We start from the raw sequence: 18,981 nt of genomic DNA on the forward strand, positions 1-18,981 counted from the left end.
ATTTAATGGTCACTCTACACAATGAAACCCTGTTTTCAAACGTTTTAGGAGGATACAGGAATTATAAAAGTTTTCCTATATTTGTTTGAGAACTTAAAAAAAATCGAAATATAATGAAATTACAAACATTTGCCGGCTTGTTTTTGGCTTCGGCTGTGCTGCTTTCCTGTAATAAGGAAAAAACGGCTGTAGCAGAAAAAGAAGCACCAAAGACGAAAACTGAAAATTCCGACTATAAAGTAGATCAGTTTGCCGATATTGAAGTACTGCGGTACAAAGTACCCGGATTTGAAAACCTGACACTGAAAGAAAAGAAATTGGTATATTACCTCACACAAGCCGGGCTTTCCGGGCGTGATATTTTCTGGGATCAGAACTACAAGCACAACCTGAAAATCAGGAAAGCACTGGAAAATATTTACCAAAATTACAAAGGCGATAAAAATGCACAGGACTGGACTAATTTTGAAATTTACCTGAAAAGGGTATGGTTTTCTAATGGGATCCACCACCATTATTCCAACGAAAAAATTAAACCGGATTTTCCACAAGGCTACTTTATCAAATTGTTATCGGATACCAAAACGACTTTGGAACCTGAAGTTGTATCCATCCTGTTCAATGATGTAGATGCTAAAAAGGTAAATCTGGACGAAAGCAAAGGATTGCTTTCCGGCTCTGCGATTAATTTTTATGATAAAGGAATTACCGCTAAGGAAGTAGAAGATTTTTATGCTAAAAAAACCAGCCCGGATCCTAAAAGACCGTATTCGTATGGGCTAAATTCCAAATTGGTACGCAATGCCAAAGGGGAACTGGAAGAAAAAGTTTGGAAAAGCGGCGGAATGTATGGTGCTGCAATCGATAAAATTGTTTTTTGGCTGGAAAAAGCAAAAACAGTAGCCGAAAATAAAAAACAGGGCGATGCTTTAGGGCTCCTGATCAGTTATTACAAATCCGGAGACCTGAAAACCTGGGACGATTATAATATCGCATGGTTACAGGCTACCGAAGGTAATATTGACTATATCAATAGTTTTATTGAAGTGTATAATGATCCTTTAGGCTATAGAGGCTCTTATGAGAGTACAGTACAAATTAAGGATTTCGAAATGTCAGCCAAAATGGAAGTTATTTCTAAAAATGCCCAATGGTTTGAAAACAACTCTCCTTTACAACCGGAACATAAAAAGAAAAAGGTAGTAGGGATTACCTATAAAACGGTAGTTGTAGCCGGAGAATCCGGTGATGCCTCACCCAGTACTGCTATTGGGGTAAACCTGCCTAATTCTGACTGGATTCGTGCAGAATACGGCTCTAAATCGGTTTCTTTAGGAAACATCATAGATGCTTACAACCATGCCGGAGGTTCGGATAAAGTAAAAGAATTTGCCAACGATAAGGAAGAAATAGAACTGGAAGAAAAATATGGTGAAATAGCGGATAAAATGCACACGGCACTGCATGAAGTGGTAGGGCACGCTTCGGGTCAGATTAATCCGGGAGTAGGCACACCAAAAGAAACCCTGAAAAGTTATGCTTCCACACTGGAAGAAGGCAGGGCAGATTTAGTAGGCCTGTATTATCTCTATAGTCCAAAACTCCAGGAACTGGGATTGGTAGACGATTGGCAAAAAGTAGGAAAGGCGGCTTATGATGGTTATATCCGAAATGGATTGATGACACAATTGGTACGTCTGGACCAGGGGGCAGATATTGAAGAAGCACACATGAGAAACCGTCAGTGGGTGAGTGCCTGGGTATTTGAAAAAGGGAAAAAGGATAATGTTATCGAGAAAATCACCCGTGATGGAAAAACCTATTTTAATATTACAAATTATGAAAAACTGCATGAGCTTTTTGGTGAACTATTGAAAGAAACCCAAAGGATAAAATCGGAAGGGGATTATAATGCCGGTAAAGCACTGGTGGAAAATTATGGTGTTAAAGTAGATCAGAAGTTACACAAAGAAGTGCTGGAACGCAATAAAAAATTCAATGCAGCAGCTTATAAAGGATTTGTAAATCCGGTACTGGTACCGAAGACGGATGCAAAAGGCGAAATTACCGCCATTGAAATCCAGGAACCTAAAACCTTTGCGGAGCAGATGTTGTTTTATTCCAAAAATTACAACTTCCTTCCCGATACCAATTAATCTTTGATACGATCAAAAATGCCCGGTGGGAAGCCGGGCATTTTTTTTAACAATAACAAACTAAAACTATTGGACTGCCTGGCGGTCTGTAGTGCCAGGTGATATGGGTAACCTATTATTTTAGACACACAGGCATTGTCCTGTTCGGATACATTACATATTCCTGTTATTGGTTAGGCCTAATTTTTCAGCACACAAAGGTGCGGAAATACAGTACATAAAAAAATCCCCATTAATGGGGATTTTTTAGTTTTATAGTAGGGATTAAAATTTGTATTTCTTATCCATTGCGTACCGTAGCAATTCACTTTTCCCCTGAAGGTTTAACTTCCGAAGCAGGTTTTTCCGATGGGAATCAACGGTGGATTTTCCAATAAACAGTTGCTCGGCTATTTCCTGTGATGTTTTTCCCTGGGCAATAAGTTCCAGGATTTCCTTCTCCCTTGGGCTAATAGGACTGTTGGTAGTGTCCCGATGCTCGGATTTCTTAATATCCGCTTCAAAATAGGTCTCGTTATTGGCGACCGCTTTTATAGCAGTAAGCAATAATTTCAAAGAAGAATTTTTAGTAATATAAGCCGAAGCCCCAGTGTCGATCATCTGTTGTACGGCTTCGTCCTGCTCAAACATGCTGAAAGCAATAATCCGGCATTCCGGAAATTCCTTTCGTATGATTTTGGCCGCGGTAATGCCATCCATTTTCGGCATCCGGATATCGGTAAGGACAATATTAGGCTGCTTGCTACGGACAATTTGCAATAAATCTTCTCCGTTATTGGCTTCTCCAACGATCTGGATATCTTCTTCAAATTCCAGTAATAGTTTGATCCCGTCAATCAGGGATTGATGGTCTTCCGCAATGGCAATTGTAATCATAAGGGTATATTTATTACTACGGATGTCCCTTTGCCTTCGTAGGCTTCAATTGTAAGGGTACCGTCCAGGTGTTCTACTTTTTTTTCTATGTTTTTGAGCCCCATACCGTTTTTACGCAGGATAGTACGGGTATCCATTCCTTTACCATTATCCTCAATAATAATATTCAGGGAGTCTTCGTGCTGGGTAAGGTGAATATTAGCCTCTGTAGCTTCCGCATGCTTGATGATATTGGTCACGAGCTCCTGGATCATCCGGAATATGGAAATCTCCATGGTATTCTCGATACGTTCATCCAGCCCAAAGGGAAATATATTGATGGTAAACTTACCTGGAATAGTGACTTTGGCGGCTAAATTTTCCACTGCAGGCACCAATCCCTGATTTGCGATCACCCCTGCATTTTTAGCATGGGCCAGGCTTCTTACCTTTTGGTAGGCTTCCTGGATGAGGTTATCAGTCTTGTCGTAAAGCTTATCATGGATAGGCATACTGTTTTTCGTCCTGAGATTATCAAAATTAAGTTTCAAGGCGGCCAGTAAGCTACCCAGATTGTCATGGAGGTCGTTGGCAATCCGTTGCCGCTCTTTCTCCTGTCCTTCCAGCATCAGGTCGATGGCGCTGGATTCCATTTCACCCAGCTGCTTGTCTAATTTTTGTTTTTCAATCTCTTTGTACTGGTCGCTTATTTTTTGCTTTCGTTTTAAATTTTGGGTAATCAGGTAAGCAATAACGATACTGATGAATAACAGGGCAACCGCACCATAAAACAAGTTTTGGCTCGCCTTATGCTTGTTGTCAATGATTTTGTTTTCTTTCTTCAGCAGCTTGTTTTCCAGTTCCTTTTCTTTGGTTTCATACCGGGTCTGGATATCGGCAATCGCAATGTTTTGTTTGTCATACTGGATACTGTCACTATAGATGTATTCCAGTTGCTGGTAGTCATACGCCTTGGCGATATTGCCCGAAAGCTTGTAATTTAAGGAAAGGAATTCATAAATATAAGATTTCAGGATTTTGACCTTTTGTTTATTGGGAACGCTATCGGCCTTTAATAAGTATTCGATAGCTTTTTTATAGTCTTTTTTGTGATGGTAGGAACTTGCCTGGTTGATGTAATTGTTGCACAGTTCAAAGTATTTTTGTTGTGGAACGATCAATGGCAGGTTCTTTTTAAGATAATATAAACCGGAGTCTGGCTGGTTGAGGTACTCGTTATGCAGTACAGCAATATTATTATTCAGGCCAATTTCGATGTCCGTATCTTTCGCGATCTGGTTTTGCTTTATGGCAAGGGTAAAATAGTACAGGCTTTTCTCATCGTGCAATCCTGCATTCATACTACCCAACTGGGCATAAGCCCGGGCTAATTTTTTACTGTCTTTTGTGGATTTGGCGTAGGCCAGGAATTCGTCTGCGTAGTGTTGGGCTTTACCCGTATTGTTTTTCTGGCTGTCTATTAAAAAAGCCAGGTCCAGGTTAATGGCGGCTACTTTATCCAAGCTGTCAACAGCCTTATAGAGTTCTTTAGCTTTCAGGTAATAGCTATAAACATAATCCGATTTATTCTGCTGCTCATAGGCTTGGCCGAATATATAATTGTAAAAAGCCTGATCGGCTTTTTTTAGTGTTTTGGGTTGTATTTTATTTAAATCTTTGATCGAGCTTTCCACATACCCGTTTTGGATAGCCTTTTCGATGGAAATTAATTTCGCATCATTTTGAGCATAAATACTGCCCGCAAAAAAAGATGCGGGCAATATCCATAACTTTTTACAAAGCCATAAACTCATTAGACTCTTGTCATCGAACCTGTTCCACATTTCTTAGGATCGCCATAGCCACCATCGATGCCACAGGTGCCATTCATCGCATTATTAAAAACCAGGGTTGCCTGGTTGGCTGTAACAGGTTTATCATTATGGAATAATGCTACTTCAATCGTATTTTTACCCAAATCTAAAGCTACCGCACTGTTTGAGGTTACTACCGCACTGGAGAGTAATTCAAATTCATAAGGTACTGTGTTTTCATCAAGATCAGCAAGTGCTGTGTTTAATGTACTCTGCATGCAGATCAGAATTTTATTCTCTACTGCTGTTGAAACATTATAAACCGGGCCGAAGGTATAGCTGTCTCCTGGTGCCGGTTTTGGCAAATAAATGTTGTAGACTGCTTTGCCGTCTTTTTTAAAATTTCCGCTTCCGTCGTAAGTGTTCATAGGGGTTATTTTTAAGGTGTAAATTTCGTGGGTTTAAATTTAAAAAAAATCCCCATTATTGGGGATTTTATGAAAAATATAAGATTAATCTTTCAAGTAGTATTTTATAAAAAATAGTATTGCGATAAAAATCAGGAAGCCGATCAGGATCCAGTAGCTCCCTTTATAAAAACGTTTGTGAAGTAATATATCCTTTCGGTAGGAATAGATCATAGCAATTACAAAAACTACCACAAAAAAAGCGGCAAACATCCATTGGCCCTGAGTAAACATAGTATTTAATTTTGGTGTAAAAATAGCTAATCTGAATGTAAAAGTTAGTATTTTGCAACAGTAAAATACTGAAAGGATTGTAAATTTAAAATTAGAATTATGCAGAAAAAATTAAATGCAGTCAGGGAATTTCATACCGCATTTGGACTGGGTGTTAGTGCAACTCCAAAAACGGATTTGGGTGATGCCATCCACATGCTACGTTATAATCTGATGAAAGAAGAAAATGAAGAATATCTTGAAGCGGCTCAAAATAAGGACCTCGTAGAGATTGCCGATGCTTTGGGAGATATGTTGTACATCCTTTGCGGTACGATACTCGAACATGGACTGCAACATAAAATAGAAGAAGTTTTTGATGAAATCCAGCGGAGCAATATGAGTAAATTAGGGGCAGATGGCAAACCGATTTATCGCGAGGATGGGAAAGTGCTGAAAGGGCCAAATTATTCTAAGCCCAATTTTGAAGCCATTCTGAAATAATGGAATCATACCTATAAAAAGCAATGGCTATCATCCAGATTGGAGATAGCCATTGCTTTTGGAATACGATCCTTTCGCTCAGGAAGGGATTTATACTTTTACCGTCCAGCCAAAAGTATCTTCGGCAAGTTTGTATTGGATATTGTTTAGTTTTTCTTTTAGTTGTAACGCATAACTGTTTTCCGTTGGAGGCAGTTCATAATATACGTCCTGGTATGAAAATCCAATAATAGGATTGACCACTGCTGCAGTACCGGCACCAAAGATCTCTTTAAGGGTTCCATTTTGGACAGCTTCAACCAGTTCACTAACTAATACAGAACGCACTTCAACCTTCAGACCTTCGCGTTCTGCCAGTTCAATAAGGCTTTTACGGGTTACACCGTCTAAGATGCGCTCACTGGTAGGGGCAGTATATAAAGTATCACCAATCCTGAAGAACACGTTCATTGTTCCGGCTTCTTCCAGTTTGGTATGGGTAGCATCATCGGTCCAGATAATTTGCTGGAATCCTTTTTCATTGGCCAGTTTTGTAGGGTAAAATTGCCCGGAATAATTCCCTGCAGCTTTCGCAGCTCCAATACCACCATTGGCAGCGCGGCTGTAATGCTCTGCAATAATAACTTTTACTTCACCGGAATAATAAGATTTTGCCGGAGAAAGAATGATCATAAATCGGTATTGGGAAGAAGGGGCGGCAATTACACCGGTTCCGGTAGCAATCATAAAAGGACGGATGTACAAAGAGTTTCCTTTTCCTTTTTTAACCCATTCCTGTTCAATTTTAAGGAGTTCCTTAAGACCATCCATAAATACAGGTTCCGGAACTGAAGGCATCGCTAAACGGTTGGCGGATTTATTAAAACGGATGAAATTTTCTTCAGGCCTGAAAAGCCATACGCTATCCTGTTCGTCTTTGTAGGCTTTCATCCCTTCAAAAATTGCCTGCCCGTAGTGAAAAACCCGGGATGAAGGATCCATTAAGAAGGGCTCATAAGGTTTAATAACAGGTTTTTGCCACGCTCCATCGGCAAAATCGCAGAGTAGCATGTGGTCTGTAAATATATTTCCGAAAGCTAAATTTTCAAAATCAATCTGGCTGATTTTAGAAGTCGCTGCTTTTTGAATGTCAATTTCAATACTGTTGGTTGTGCTCATTTTAAATTTTAAAGGTTTTAAAAATGCTTCTAATCGATTGTAAATCAATAATAGAAATAATTTTAAAAGTTTACATTTGATTTTATTTTTGCTAAATTAATAAAAAAAGAATCTTTAATAAAGAATATTTAAAATTTAAACAAAATCGCCTTTACTTTTTAATTATTCTTAATTTTCGTTTTGTATACTCTTTATTTATTAATTATATAATAAAAAAAGATTAAAAATTGTAATAGTTACCCGATAGAAAAAATTATTTTTGCTTCTCAAAAGAGTATCAATACTACTATTTAAATCCATATTATGAAAAAAGTTATACTATTAATGAGTGTTTTTCTGTCACTAATGAGTTGTGCAGATAAGAAAACGGAAGAAACAGTAAAAGAGCCGGAAACGGTATATGCTGAGTTCGGGACTAAAATTGCACCTGACAATGCCCTGACAAAAGAGGAAATGTTTGAAAAATTCAAAGGCCTTAAAGAAGGGGATACGATTGATGTGAAATTCAAATCGAAAATTAATGATGTGTGCAAAAAGAAAGGATGCTGGATGGCAATGGAATTACCAGAGGAGAAAGAAGCTTTTGTAAAATTCAAAGACTACAGCTTTTTTGTACCGATGAATGCTACCAATGAAGATGCTATCGTAAGCGGTAAGGCTTTTATCAGTGTAGAAACAGTTGACCAACAACGTCATTATGCTAAAGATGGCGGAAAATCAGAAGCGGAGATCAGTAAAATTACAGAACCTAAGATTACGTATGCATTCCAGGCTGATGGAGTACTAATTACCCAGGAATGAGAGCAATAGTATATGTAGCTTTTTTATTCCTGTTGCTGGTGTCCTGTAAAAAGGAGGTACCGGAAACAGAAGTCGTAAAAACAGAATCTGCCCCTAATAAGAAATTTAAAATGTATGAGATGTCTGAAATGTCTGCCCTAATGGAACAGATGTATGTAGACAATCAACGTCTTAAAGAGCGTATTATGCGGGGGGATACTATTGGTGATTTTCCCAATCATTTCCTGAAGATCCATAAGGCAGTAATGACCGATACTTCAGAAAATGATGCTTTTTTTAAGCAACAGGCAGCCTTATTCCTGAAAGCACAGGAATTAATCCACGAGGATCCAAAAGGTGCCCGGGAACACTTTAATAATGCCGTGAGTGCCTGCATCCGATGCCATGAGGTAAAATGCGGCGGGCCCATACCCCGAATAAAAAAATTATATATCCCATAAATTTTGAAAAGAGAAATTATTCAGACTTCCGACGGTTCTACCACCATTCATTTACCCGAATGGGAGGAAAGCTATCATTCGAAGCACGGTGCCATACAAGAGGCCTATCATGTCTTTATCCAAAATGGCCTTTCGCTGTTCCGGGGAAAAGAAACGGTGGCTATTATGGAGATCGGTTTTGGGACAGGGCTGAATGCTTTTATTACTTTTTTGGAGGGAAAAAAGAATAACCAAAAAATAAACTATACCGGCATTGAGGCTTATCCAATTTCTCCGGAAGAAGTAGGCCTTATGAATTATGCCCAGGAATTGGATGTCGCAGCTAATGCGCCTGTTTTTGCCGCTATGCATGATGCCGCCTGGGAAACTCCTGTAGCACTGGATGCTACTTTCGAGCTCACAAAGAATAAGCTCTTTTTTAATGAAATCCAATACGAGCAGGCATTTGACCTGATCTATTTCGATGCTTTTGGTTTTCGGGTACAGCCCGAATTGTGGTCTGCGGAGATTTTTGCGATCATGTATAAGGCATTAAAACCCGAAGGGACTCTGGTTACCTATGCTGCACGGGGCATTATTAAGAGAAACATGCAGGAAGCAGGATTTACAGTAACGAAAATGGCAGGCCCACCAGGGAAAAGAGAAATGATGCGGGCGACTAAAAAGAATGATCTCATTTAAGAGTCTTGATTTAATTAACAGCTATCCTTATTTTATTAACGTTTTATTGTGTATTTTAGCTAGTAATTAAATATACATTTACAAAACGTTCTTAAGTAATAATTTTAATAAAAATCATTAATCATGTCAAGATCTATGTTTGCCTATACCAAGACTATACTGGAAAGAGTAAGTTTTGATCCGTTGTTATTTTGTAAAGAACTAGAGAAAGCAGTACGTTTTTTGTTACCTTCAGAAGTCGATGAACTTTTCGACTGGCTGTTGAACTACACCAATGAGAAACCGGAACTTAAGCATTGCCTTATAGTTGTAAATAAATAAAAAAAAAGGAGCCTGAAATTTCAGGCTCCTTTTTTTATGTGCTTTAGGGACGTTTAGTTTTGCAACTGTTTGTTCGCTTCCGCTTTATTTTCTGCTGCAGCTGCAGGAGTAGGTGTTTTTGTTGTGTCCACTGTTGCAGCTGCAGTATCTACAGGCATAGTGTGTTCTGCTGAACTGGTAGTCAGGCTATAATCGGTTCTTCTTCCGTCATTGCTTTGTACCGGGTTACCCTCAGGATATACCACATTCCCTTTTTCGTTATCGGAATTGTTTTCTTTGCTTCCGCAAGATCCCATAAGGCCTAAAGCAAAAACGGCAACAGCAGTGGTCATGATTCTCTTTTTCATTATATAAATTTTAGATTAGTCTTTCCATTTTATGTCGTAAAGTTATAATTTTTTATATGATTTACCTCTACTGTCATAGTACTTTTCAATAAAAAAGATCGTCATAAACCTATTCTACAGCTGGATTTATAAAATTAGTGGTAAGTTTGCCGCCATTCCTAATCTTTAATATTTTCCACATGTCGGAGCACCGCCATTTTATACTTCACAAACCTCACGGTTATGTTTGCCAGTTCGTCCATCCCGTACAGAAGAAAAAACTATTGGGGGCACTCTATGATTTCCCCGAAGGAACGATGGCTATAGGACGCCTGGATGAAGATTCTGAAGGGTTATTGCTACTGACTACCGAAGGCATGATGAGTGAAAAAGTACGCAGTAAAAAAGTAGAGAAGGAATACTACGCCCAGGTGGATGGCCTTATCGATACCGCTGCAGTAGCGCAACTGAAAGCAGGGGTGGAAATTGGGGTCAAAGGCACCAAATACCAGACCTTGCCCTGTGAGGCTTTTATCTTGAAAGAAGCACCCGAATTTGAAGCACGTACCAAAAAAATACGGGACGAACGCCATGGTCCTACAAGCTGGGTTTCCATTATCGTTAATGAAGGTAAATTCCGCCAGGTGCGCAAAATGACCGCTGCAGTAGGATTCCCGACTTTAAGGCTGATCAGGGTGAGAGTAGGAGCAATACACCTCCATCATCTCAAAGCCGGTGAGGTTATTGAAGTCAGCGATCTGGAAATCTGATACGCTTTAGAACGGATAGCCAATAGCGAGGTTAAATACCAGGTTTTCTTTTCTCCAGGAACTATTCCCAAAACTGATCTGATCCAGTACCCATCGGCTGCCTTCCGGATTATCCGGTCTGCGTAATGGGAAAGCAAGATCCGTACGCAGTACTAAAAAGGAAAGGTCAAAACGCAATCCAACCCCGGTTCCAACGGCCAGTTCATTCAGGAACCTGCCGGAGAATTCAGCACCCGGTTTACTATCATTTTTATTCATAAGCCAGATATTCCCGGCATCTACAAAAACAGCGCCCTGGACGATACTAAACAGTTTGGTACGGTATTCTGTATTGAGTTCGAGCTTGATATCTCCCGATTGATCGGGTAAAAAGGAATTGGAATCGGTTGCTACGTTAAATGATCCGGGACCAATAGCCCTCGCCCGGAAAGCCCGGATACTGTTGGTACCACCGATAAAAAACTGGCGAATATAGGGTAATTCAGTAGAGTTGCCATACGGTACGCCTACACCCACAATGATACGGCTGGCCAACTGAGAATTTCGGCTCAGGCGAAAATAATGCCTGAAATCATGCTCCATTTTTGCAAATTGGCTAAATGGCACACTAAAAATAGTAGCGGTATTGTCTTTTTTCGCATTAGCGCCAGTAATAAGCCCTGCTATATTTCCGGCCAATTCGATCGAACCTTTATAGTAAAACGTATTTTTCTTACGCTTTTCCATGGTATTGGTATAGGTAAACGAATAGGTAGGCCCAAAGATCAGCTGACGGTCGATGATCCGCTGTAGGGAGTTGCCTAAAGTGTCATCTGCTATCTTTTGCCGGTATTCATCGGTCACATTAAAGGGGCTTACATAATTGATTTGTGTGATATTCAATTCGTGTTCCTTATGTACACTTTCTTTCCATAAATAGCCAAAAGAGCCTTTAAAAGAGTTCAGGGTATAGAGTTTCTGTCGGTTTTGGAATTCATATCCCAAAGTGGCCTTTGTCCTTGGGACAAATCCGCTGGAAGAAGTGAAAGGGAATGGCGCAATGATCCTGGGCCAGATCAGGTTGGCTTCGGTACCGACACGGTAGACATTATAGCCCTTATTTTGTCCTGAAACCTGGACTTCGGCACCTCCAAAGGCAGAAATGGTTAATAATTCAGCACCATGGAATGTATTTCGATTGCTCCAGTTCACACTCAGTTCCGAACCGGTATAGTTGGCAGAATTGGTTTTTCCCAATATCTCAAACCGGATTGATTTCCGGGGTAATGGCGTAAGGTAATAATAGGCATCCAGCTTATTATTAAGCGTATCCGATATACGGAATTGGTTTTTGACAAACTTAAAGGTTCCTAAATTGACCAACCGATTGAGCGACAGGTTGTGGTTGGTTCGGTTATAAAGATCTCCCTTTTTAAAATAAAGGGACCTATCAAAAATACGCGGATTGAACATCTTCTCCGGATCGATAATAGTGAAATCCTTATATTTTTCAACGGCATCTGCCGATTTGTTTAGGGTGTCACCTGCTAATGTGAAGTTCGGGTAAATGACAATATCATTAATCGTATATATTTTTTTGGCCTGTTCCGGCGTTTCCTCCTTAACTTTTACGATAAGATCTACTTCGTGCTTGCCTACAGTACTATCAACCTGGATCAGGATAAAATCAGCATTGAAAAAATAATATCCTTTTTCTTTTAACCGGGTGTCAATCCTTTCCCGTTCTTCTTTAATGACATCCAGGTCGTAACCCCTGCCTTTGCGCAACCGGCTTCCTCGCTTTGTGGCAGCAACAGCACTGTCAATGGCGGTAGAATCGGTAGGAAAGGTTACGGATTTTATTTTGTAGCGCACATTCGGGTGTACGGTATAATCGGCTGTTGCCCTTTTGTTTTTGGCAGTAGAGTCGGCTTCCGTCCGGGCTTTGAAATAGCCTTTGTTTTCCACATAATTCTGCAATATACTGGCGTTATATTCCAAATCGACCTTACTGAATAGTACAGGAGGTTCGCCTACTTTGGTACGCAGCCAGTGACGGAATCCTTTATCTTTGGTAGGTTCCCCGGCGAGATTGTAAAAGTAGAGTTTGGGTTTTAATCCCAATATAGCGCGATTGGGCTTTGGCCGCAATAGTGCTTCAAGATCGGCTTTCATTGTCTTTTTATCGCTTTTGGAAAGCAGGGAATCTTCAATTTTTACCTTACCACCAACATACAACAATTCACCTTCCGGCAAATACTTGGTGTTGCTACAGGCTGATAAAAACAGCGTAACTAAAAAGAGTACTATATATCTATTTTGAATCATTTTTTTCTTTTTTGGTTGCGGCATTTTTTTCTTTATCCTTTTTCTCTTTTTCTTTAATTTCTTTGTCTTTTTGAGAGCGGTGGAACAGTTCCCGGAATTTGTTGTAGTCCATTGTGATGATAAAAGCAACACCCGTTTCCACGACCTGGCCCTGTAGGGCAACCTGGTATTGGTTTTTGCGGTAGGCGCGTACCATGTAGCGGCCGTCTTTGGTCAGTTGGTAATCTGCGGAAATATCACCCGCAATATTATTGGCTTCCCGGTTTTCCTGATCCGGCCCTTCAAGTCCGAAATTGCTTCCGATCGTTACTTTCAATCGGTCATTGAGTAATTTTTTGGATACTGCAACATTAAGGTCGGTCCTGTTCTCCCGTTGTCCGGTAGTATAGTCATCGGTGGATTCCAGGTCAAAGTTTACTTCTACGCCCTGGATCAAATCTCCGGCAAGGTTATTCAGCTGTTGGGAAAGTATTTTGCTGACACTCTGGCGGGCGATGGATTCTGCACCAACCGATCCGGCTTCACTTGCAAATGGATTTTCGCCCACGAAACGATTCAGGAGCAATAAGGCAAAAACCTGTTTGTTCATCTCAGAAGGCTGGTTCCGGATCTGATCCAGTTTGGCTTTTGAAAGTGAGATGACATCGGCTGAGACATTGTAATTCCCATCCGGAATCTGGATATCAAAAGAGATTTGGGGTTTTAAAAGTTCGCCCTGCATCATCAGCTTCGTCTGGAAAGGAATTTTTTGTTTATAGGTATTCCGTACGGCAGGAGCCACACTCCCAAGCTGGTCATCCACCAGGTCAATAGGAGCCGTTTCGATTTCATAAATTGCCGTAATATTGATATTGGCCGACATCGGTTCTCCTGTCCATAAAATGTAGCTGCCTTTTTCGATATCAAATTTTCGCTTGATAAAGTTGAAAGACATCTTGTAAGCACCTTCCGTAAATTCATAACGACCGGTCAGGCTGGTTTTTCCGGAAGGGTCAATTCCACCATTCAGTTCGGCTTCCCCTTTTAATTTCAGGAAATCGCCATTGCCTTTATCAATGACAAGGTTTAGTTCCGCTTCTTTGACGATGGCGATATTTACGGAAACATTCATTCCTGTAAGTTTGCTTTTGCTGACAGATTCATCAGCAATGATCATTTTCTTCAACTGGGGATTGTCCTGATCGATGAACTCAACGATACCTTCACGATCGGCAATGGAAGGATCCGATTGCGGCATGACAACGGTCAGTTTGGTACCCTCATTGATTTTAATATTTCCATCGACAACAGGGCTCTCTAAGGTTCCTTTGATATTAAGATGTGTATCCAGGTACAATTCACCATAATAAAGGTCATTGTCTTTTTCGGTAGAGTTCATGGCACGGAAATTATCGGCATCCACTTTCATATCAAAACCAAAATCGCGATAGGTTGTCGTATTGATGCGGCCATTTACGGCTAACACATTGTCTTCTTCATCTTTAAGGGAGAAATTATTAAATACGATCCCGCTTGGGGTAAATGCAATCGATTCATTCATGTCTTTAAACACAGAATTCAGTTGTTGGACACGGAATCCGATAGCATTGAATTTCAGGTCTCCAATTACTTTAGGCTGATCTGCCGTACCGTCAACTTTAAACTGGCCGGAAAGGAATCCGGTGCTCTCCGTGATAGCGCCCATAGTAAATCCCTGTATGCTTTTCAGGTTCAGGCGTTGCATGTCTAAATTCATGTCGAAACTGCTATTGTCAGTACGGTATGTACCGTCCAGGTTCACCTGGTTTTCCTGTCCTGTAATTTGTACCGCTGCCCTGAATGTATTGGCGATTTCATTATCTACTTTTATTTCCAGATTCCCAATAGTATCGGTTTTAAAGCTCAGGTCGGTGATTTTTAAGTCTGAGGTAAATACCGGAGTTTTGGAGAGATCCCTTACCAATACATTCCCATTGATCACTCCACCAACCAGTAAAGTGTCTTTTTGGATCATACTGGTAATAGTTTCAATTTTGAAATCGGTAAAATCGACAGCAAGCGGCGCATTAGGGGCATCGGATTCCGATTGGATTTTCAACATATTCCCATCATGGCGAAGTTCGAAATCATTAGCATGGATTCCGTTTTTCCCAAGGCGGATACTGTTTTCAGGTGCGATATTCCAGGTTTCATAATTCAAAACCAATCCTTGTGGATCCAGGCTTATTTCAGTATCCCCGTTTTCGGCTTTTAGTTTTCCCTCTACGAGGTAATGTTCTTTGTCTTTGGCATCGCGTACCTGCAATTTATAGGCTACCGTATTTTCTTTTACCGTTCCGGTTATGCTGGTATATGGCAAATTGATTTGTGAGCTCTGGATATCATCAATCACCAGGCTGTAGTTTAAGGCGTCATCTTCAGTACGGAGTGCAATTATGCCATTCGTAATGGTATTAGCACCATAAATAACCTTTGGAATGGTACCGTTTAAAACGATACTGTCATTCACACTATTGTAGCGCCCGTTGATGGTGATTGGGTCAAGTCTTTTGATTTCCGGAACCAATGCAAGTAAAGCAGGATCATTTTTAACTTTCATGTTAAAAGCGAAATGCTGAGGCTCGATTTTTTTAGGAGGTATACCGGGATTGGTATTGTAATATTTGGCAATCGATTGTTGTAATGCAGTTGCCAGCTGGGTTAATTTATATTTCCCAACAACATCGGCATCTATAAACTGTGATTTTAATTTAATCGTATTCGTATCAGCAGTTGCTGTGGCTACTAGATGAATCGTATCCAGAATGAATTGCTCTTTCGCATTGGCAATAATAAAATTATCTAAGCTGATGGTACCATTCAGGAAGTCAGGATTGGCATCCTGGATATCCGCATTCAGTTTACCGCTCACGCGTAGGGGATCTTTACTGAGGTTGATTTTATTCAGGTCTGCCATTTCGATAGCGAGATCTGCTTTAACCGAAGGATATTTTTTATTGAAGTCTCCGCTGGCGACCAGTTTAAAATCAAGATTTGGGTCATTCATTCCGGCTTCAGCATTGAAAAGGCCATTTTTGATGGTACCTTTCAGTGCCAGGTTACGGTAGGTATACCGGTTGTAATCGGCTTTAATCAGTAGCCCGTTTAAAGTAGCACTGGCTGTTTTCGGATCAAGTCCGGTACCCTTTACAGTGGCTTTAAGGCTTATTTTTCCAATAGAATCATTTTTCAGCAACCGGCCTACATTAAAGTTGGTCAGTTCCACATTCGCATCATAACGTTCTCTTTTTTTCTTCCTTTGATCGAACAGGGCTTTGATACGTGCATTTCCAAAACTGCTTACCAGATTGAGATTGGTATTGAAATTGGTAATTCCCCCCTTAAAGGTACCGGTCAGTTTCAACTGGGAAGGCAGCTGGATATTGGACGGTATCGTTCCTTTGGGCACAAAGAGATTAATATCTTTTGCTGTGGACTGGAAATTCTTGATGTTCAGGTCAAAATAGGCTTTATTCACGTCGGGTAATCCGGTGATCCTGCCGCTGGCTGCAATAATAGTACTTCCAATACCACTGATTTCAAGATTTGGAATAGTTAAATCATTTACTTTACCCGAAACTTTACTATTGATATGCAGTATGGCATTCGGATTGCTCAGGAAAGGATTTGTTTTTGATAATGTCGGGACAAAAAGCAGGATGTCTTTAAATCCAATTTGACTGCCGTTGATGTTAGCATTGATTGCAAGTTCACCAAGATTTTTACTGATGGAAGCAATAGAGGGATAGCCTACACTGATCTCATCTTTCACTAAGGTCTGCGGGGTTTTTAGGTACAGATTTTTAAGATAAGCATTTTTACTGCCATAATAAAAGTCAGTCCGTAAGGCTTCGATATCCAATCCACTGTGGTCTTTTGCTGTAAGTTTTGTAAGCTTCCCGGAAATAACATCCGAGCTGTATTTTATTTTGGAAGCCCTTAGGTTAATACCGCTTAAATCTAAGTGTTTATAGTCGATTCCGGCTTTGGCTTTGGCGGCGTTCTCATCGTCAAAACGAAAGTCAATATCTTTAAAAGCAATTTTATTCAGGTTTACTTTCCAGTTCGGTCCGGTTGCTGCCAGGGTATCCGGCGTTTGAACCGTAATCTTCTTATCCAGTTTGCCCAATGTAAGTCCACCCCTGATAGTACTGAATTCAATTTTTTCCAGGTCTATCTGTTGCTTTTTCAGGTCAATATGATTGAATTCCAGGAATAGTTTTTTCAGGGTAATCCCCGAATTCAGTTTGGTTCCCGCATTGTCATAGGCAATATCAATATTGGACAAGTTGATTTTATCCAGCCTTAGTTTAAGGTCCGGGCTTTGCACAGCATCATCAGCAACTTCAACAGTATTTTGTGCGATTTCCTGGATCAGAGCGCCTTGGTTTAGTTTTAACTTAAGGCCATCGAGTGTGATTTTAGGAATCTCAAAATCCATTTTGTCCAGGTCAAAATTTCGGATCCGGGTATCAAAATGGGTCAGGGTAACATTCAGGTCGTTTTTGGTTATTGCATCATCAAATGTAACACGGATGTTATCCAGGGTTACTTTACCAATGGAGAATTTCATCGGTTTCGAATCCTTTTTAGGTTCATCAGCAGAAGCAAAAGCTTTGATGATGTAATCAAAATTAAAAACAGAATCCTTATCCCGTTTTACATTGGCAACAATACCTTTGAGATCAATTGAGTTGATTTCAACCTCATTGCTTATCAGTTTAAAAAGACTGATATCGACTGCCAGTTTCTCACCGGCCAGTAAAGTATCTTTTTGCTGGCTTTCAAAATAAACGCCTTCGAGTATGATTTTTTTAGGAAGCCCGATTTCTATTTTTCCAATAGAAACAGGCGTATGGATTTTTCCTTCAATATAATTGACCGCTTTATCTTTGACATAATTTTGTACTGCTGGAATTTGGATCAGGATGACGGTCAGTAAAAAGAGGCCAACAATTGATCCTATGGTCCAAAGAACAATTTTTAAAACGATGCGTGTAACTTTTTTCAAGATGGGAACAGTTTAAATTCTTAGTGATATACAGCAGCAATTCCGGCTGAAAAATAAGATTTTCAAAGATGTGGAATATTTCAAAACCGGCTATTATACAATTTTACGCGAATGTTGTAATATTATCAGATGCCCGTTTAACACTTAAAATTAATAATAAATTTCTTTAGAAATCATTTTCAGATCGTATTTACGGATAAAAAACTGAAAATCAGTTAAAAAATTATAATCATAGTTGCTGATTTGGGACTAAATACAGCGCTATACTCCAAAGATACAGGAATCTTCGTAAAATGCAGCATTTATTTCCGAACAGCTATTTTATTTACAATTCATAAAATACAACCTTATCCCAGCGTGGAAAGAGCAACTTTTTGTAAAAGACCGGCTTTTATTTCCTGAAGTTTTGAATGATTGGAACCTGTATTGTATAAAAAGCAAAAACGCCGGATATATACCCGGTGTTTTGCAATTATGATTAAAAAATTGATTAATAGCTTTTTAGCGACATGATGAAAGTAAATTCTTTTTCGTCCAGTATACGGATGAGTTGTGTTTTGTCTACTACTACAAAGTAGCGCATTTCATCGGTGGCATTCGTATAAATGTATAGGTGGGATTTCATCTGTTCTTCCGTCAGGTCTTTTTTGACGAAATTATAAATCGATTTTTTCAGTTCCATTGTCATATCGGTGTCATCATTATGGAAAAGGGCCTCGATTACGAGTTTGCTTTCTTCCGTCCCTAAGAGTCGGAAAGTAGTGTCGGTTGCCCAGTTTGTTTTTTTGTGCAATTGCTGCTTGATCATATAGGGAAGGACAAGCTCGATCAGGTCACGCTTGATCTTAAAATAGAAATCTTCATAATGTTCCGATACTTTAGTGTAAGGAATTCCACGTACAGAGCCAAAAATAGAGTTTTTGACAATTATTTTTTCAACCTTGATTTTATTGTAGTTGTTGTCTTCCTTAATATCGCGTTGTACTTCAAAATAAAAGCCTGTGCCATCGAAGTCTTGTTCAAGTTGTTGTATTACGTCGTTTAAAAATTCCATAGTAGCGGTGGTTTTGTAGGTTTATGATCTAAAATTACAATTTTGATTTTTTAAATGAGAGCATTTTAATATGATTTTTTGATTT

Annotated in this window: 16 protein-coding genes; 7 read left to right on the top strand and 9 right to left on the bottom strand. The window is 39.7% G+C overall.

From position 1 onward, the window contains the following. The first annotated feature begins 113 nt into the window (after window positions 1-113). Window positions 114-2,156 (top strand): dipeptidyl-peptidase 3 family protein, encoded by a 2,043-nt coding sequence (locus FK004_RS11705; protein ID WP_108737414.1) that lies wholly within the window; start codon window positions 114-116, stop codon window positions 2,154-2,156. A gap of 264 nt (window positions 2,157-2,420) precedes the next feature. Here the strand turns inward: FK004_RS11705 and FK004_RS11710 are convergent, their stop codons facing one another. The 4 genes from FK004_RS11710 to FK004_RS11725 form a co-directional block, all read right to left on the bottom strand. Next, window positions 2,421-3,032, bottom strand: coding sequence for a response regulator (locus tag FK004_RS11710; protein ID WP_108737415.1), 612 nt, complete (start codon window positions 3,030-3,032; stop codon window positions 2,421-2,423). Then, window positions 3,029-4,825 carry a sensor histidine kinase gene (locus FK004_RS11715; RefSeq protein ID WP_170108555.1) on the bottom strand — a complete coding sequence of 599 codons (1,797 nt, stop codon included), beginning with the start codon at window positions 4,823-4,825 and terminating at the stop codon, window positions 3,029-3,031. The genes FK004_RS11710 and FK004_RS11715 overlap by 4 nt, the downstream gene beginning before the upstream one ends. Continuing rightward, on the bottom strand, window positions 4,825-5,253 hold the full coding sequence (locus FK004_RS11720) for a hypothetical protein (RefSeq protein ID WP_108737417.1): 429 nt from the start codon (window positions 5,251-5,253) through the stop codon (window positions 4,825-4,827). The genes FK004_RS11715 and FK004_RS11720 overlap by 1 nt, the downstream gene beginning before the upstream one ends. 84 nt (window positions 5,254-5,337) lie before the next feature. Further along, window positions 5,338-5,526 carry a hypothetical protein gene (locus FK004_RS11725; protein WP_108737418.1) on the bottom strand — a complete coding sequence of 63 codons (189 nt, stop codon included), beginning with the start codon at window positions 5,524-5,526 and terminating at the stop codon, window positions 5,338-5,340. A gap of 99 nt (window positions 5,527-5,625) precedes the next feature. On the opposite strand from FK004_RS11725, the gene FK004_RS11730 reads away from it, so the two are divergent. Further along, a complete protein-coding gene (locus FK004_RS11730; RefSeq protein WP_108737419.1) occupies window positions 5,626-6,009 on the top strand; it encodes a pyrophosphohydrolase domain-containing protein in 384 nt (127 codons plus the stop codon). Window positions 6,010-6,099: 90 nt separating this feature from the next. Here the strand turns inward: FK004_RS11730 and FK004_RS11735 are convergent, their stop codons facing one another. Continuing rightward, window positions 6,100-7,167 (bottom strand): branched-chain amino acid aminotransferase, encoded by a 1,068-nt coding sequence (locus tag FK004_RS11735; protein WP_108738826.1) that lies wholly within the window; start codon window positions 7,165-7,167, stop codon window positions 6,100-6,102. 303 nt (window positions 7,168-7,470) lie between these two features. Here FK004_RS11735 and FK004_RS11740 point away from each other — a divergent pair, with 303 nt between their 5' ends. From FK004_RS11740 to FK004_RS11755, 4 genes are all read left to right on the top strand, one after another. Beyond that, window positions 7,471-7,968, top strand: coding sequence for a DUF4920 domain-containing protein (locus tag FK004_RS11740; protein WP_108737420.1), 498 nt, complete (start codon window positions 7,471-7,473; stop codon window positions 7,966-7,968). Then, a complete protein-coding gene (locus FK004_RS11745) occupies window positions 7,965-8,408 on the top strand; it encodes a hypothetical protein (RefSeq protein ID WP_108737421.1) in 444 nt (147 codons plus the stop codon). The genes FK004_RS11740 and FK004_RS11745 overlap by 4 nt, the downstream gene beginning before the upstream one ends. Window positions 8,409-8,411: 3 nt before the next feature. Then, a complete protein-coding gene (gene mnmC2, locus FK004_RS11750) occupies window positions 8,412-9,089 on the top strand; it encodes a tRNA (5-methylaminomethyl-2-thiouridine)(34)-methyltransferase MnmC2 (RefSeq protein WP_108737422.1) in 678 nt (225 codons plus the stop codon). Between the two features lie 123 nt (window positions 9,090-9,212). Further along, a complete protein-coding gene (locus FK004_RS11755) occupies window positions 9,213-9,410 on the top strand; it encodes a hypothetical protein (RefSeq protein ID WP_108737423.1) in 198 nt (65 codons plus the stop codon). A gap of 53 nt (window positions 9,411-9,463) precedes the next feature. Here the strand turns inward: FK004_RS11755 and FK004_RS11760 are convergent, their stop codons facing one another. Continuing rightward, window positions 9,464-9,757 (bottom strand): hypothetical protein, encoded by a 294-nt coding sequence (locus FK004_RS11760; RefSeq protein WP_108737424.1) that lies wholly within the window; start codon window positions 9,755-9,757, stop codon window positions 9,464-9,466. Between the two features lie 179 nt (window positions 9,758-9,936). On the opposite strand from FK004_RS11760, the gene FK004_RS11765 reads away from it, so the two are divergent. Then, window positions 9,937-10,506, top strand: a complete 570-nt coding sequence (locus FK004_RS11765) for a pseudouridine synthase (RefSeq protein WP_108737425.1) — start codon at window positions 9,937-9,939, stop codon at window positions 10,504-10,506. A 6-nt stretch (window positions 10,507-10,512) separates the two neighbouring features. On the opposite strand, the gene tamL is transcribed toward FK004_RS11765, so the two are convergent. The 3 genes from tamL to FK004_RS11780 all read right to left on the bottom strand — a co-directional run bounded on the left by tamL (window position 10,513) and on the right by FK004_RS11780 (window position 18,896). Further along, window positions 10,513-12,813 carry a translocation and assembly module lipoprotein TamL gene (gene tamL, locus FK004_RS11770; RefSeq protein ID WP_108738827.1) on the bottom strand — a complete coding sequence of 767 codons (2,301 nt, stop codon included), beginning with the start codon at window positions 12,811-12,813 and terminating at the stop codon, window positions 10,513-10,515. Continuing rightward, the gene (locus FK004_RS11775) at window positions 12,800-17,842 is read right to left on the bottom strand and encodes a translocation/assembly module TamB domain-containing protein (RefSeq protein ID WP_108737426.1); all 5,043 of its coding nucleotides are present in this window, start codon (window positions 17,840-17,842) and stop codon (window positions 12,800-12,802) included. Before FK004_RS11775 ends, tamL begins: the two co-directional genes overlap by 14 nt. 490 nt (window positions 17,843-18,332) lie before the next feature. Continuing rightward, window positions 18,333-18,896 (bottom strand): hypothetical protein, encoded by a 564-nt coding sequence (locus tag FK004_RS11780; RefSeq protein ID WP_108737427.1) that lies wholly within the window; start codon window positions 18,894-18,896, stop codon window positions 18,333-18,335. Window positions 18,897-18,981: the final 85 nt, after the last annotated feature.

The organism is Flavobacterium kingsejongi (assembly GCF_003076475.1).
Classification (GTDB): Bacteria; Bacteroidota; Bacteroidia; order Flavobacteriales; family Flavobacteriaceae; genus Flavobacterium; species Flavobacterium kingsejongi.